The organism is Ruegeria sp. AD11(2025) (assembly GCF_056542405.1).
Genome location: NZ_JBQFZU010000096.1, coordinates 1 through 1,700, shown reverse-complemented (window position 1 = coordinate 1,700; position 1,700 = coordinate 1). Strand labels below are relative to the sequence as shown.

General features: G+C 61.1%; 1 protein-coding gene. It reads left to right on the top strand.

The annotated features are described in order from the left end of the window. The first annotated feature begins 213 nt into the window (after nt 1-213). The gene (locus tag ACR1XY_RS24445) at nt 214-1,569 is read left to right on the top strand and encodes an IS5 family transposase (protein ID WP_480448282.1); all 1,356 of its coding nucleotides are present in this window, start codon (nt 214-216) and stop codon (nt 1,567-1,569) included. The last annotated feature ends 131 nt before the right edge of the window (nt 1,570-1,700 follow it).

Here is a 1,700-nt window from a genome sequence, read left to right as displayed (position 1 = left end):
TGCCAGCGGCGCGGATCGCCAATGCGGCTGGCTATAAGTCCCAAGGGGCGGCCAACAGGGCGCTTGCCAGCGTAGGCCTACTGATCGCTAATTAGTCGACCCTGAGTAATTCCCAACCTACTGATTTTCTGATGGAAATGCTGATTTCGTGTGTTTTTGAGCTGCAGGGTTTGCTATTCTGCGGGCGATTTTCTTGCAATTTCGGATTGCCTCATGAAGCCCAAGTCGAGACCGCTGGAACAGGATGATTTGCTGCGCCCGCGCCTGGTCGATCTGATCGACATGCGCCATGAGCTGGTTAAGCTCGAGGGCTATATCGACTGGGATTTCTTCGAGCGCGAATGGTCCGGGTTTTTCCCGTCGCACCGCGGTCGGCCGGCAACATCGCCGCGGCTGGTGGCCGGGCTTCTGTATCTGCAGCACGCCCATGACCTGTCTGACGAGGCCGTTGTCCGGCGTTGGGTGGAGAACCCCTACTACCAGCATTTCTGCGGCGAGGTGTTCTTTCAGCATCGCCCCCCGATCGACCCGTCTTCGCTGACCCGGTGGCGGAAACGGATCGGCGAGGAGGGTGTCGAATGGCTGCTCACCAAGACCATCGAGGCCGGCAAGGCTGCCGGGGCGATAGATGACAAGAGCGTCGGGCGGGTCATCGTCGACACGACGGTGATGGAGAAAGACATTGCCCATCCCACCGACGCTCGGCTCTACGAACGCGCCCGGCAACGGTTGGTCAAGCTGGCCGGCGAGGCCGGGATACAGCTCCGCCAGAGCTATGCGCGTCTGGCTCCGAGGCTTGCGGCTCAGGTCGGCCGCTACGCCCATGCCCGGCAGTTCAAGCGCATGCGCAAGGCACTGAGAAGATTGAAAGGATATACCGGCCGCGTGATGCGCGACATCGCGCGGCAACTCGAGAAGGTCGCCGACCCCGGCCTCATGGCCCGTATCGCCGATGAACTGGAGCTTGCCGCCCGGTTACTGCGGCAAAAACCGAAGGACAAGGGCAAGCTCTACGCGCTACACGAACCCGCGGTCGACTGCATTTCCAAGGGCAAGGCCCACAAACGCTACGAATTCGGCTGCAAGGTCAGCGTCGCCACCACGATGAACGAGGGCTTTGTGGTCGGCATTCGGTCGCTGCCCGGCAACCCTTACGACGGCCACACTCTGGCCGAAGCGCTGGAGCAGGTGGAAATCCTCACCGACACCCGCCCCGCCCAGGTCTTCGTCGACCGCGGCTACCGCGGCCATGGCGTGACTTTGAGCCAGGTGTTTATCAGCGGCCAGAAGCGCGGTGTCACACCAGTCCTTCGCAAGTTGATCCGCCGGCGAAGCGCAATCGAGCCCACCATCGGCCACATGAAATCCGAAGGTCGCCTCAGACGCTGCCCGCTCAAGGGCACCCTCGGCGATGCCATCTTCGCAGTGCTGTGCGGCTGCGGCCACAACATCCGCCTGATCCTGGCTCATATCAGAAAGCTTTGGCCTCAAATCTGGGGCAGGATACTCGACGCCCTGACTGCGATCTCACTCTGCCGGCGGCCACGACACGCTCTCGCGGCGGCATAAAGCAATATGTTCAGGGCCGACTAATTATTGACCCTATGCGGCGATTTTCCAAGCCATGGTTTCGTATGCTTGCGCGGGGGTTTGGTAGCCTATGGCGGAGTGTCGGCGCTGGCGATTGTAGAATACTTCTA

What these genes read in the sequence shown, in the direction of transcription:
- ACR1XY_RS24445 (WP_480448282.1), top strand. Translation starts at nt 214, where the DNA reads ATGAAGCCCAAGTCGAGACCGCTGGAACAGGATGATTTGCTGCGCCCG.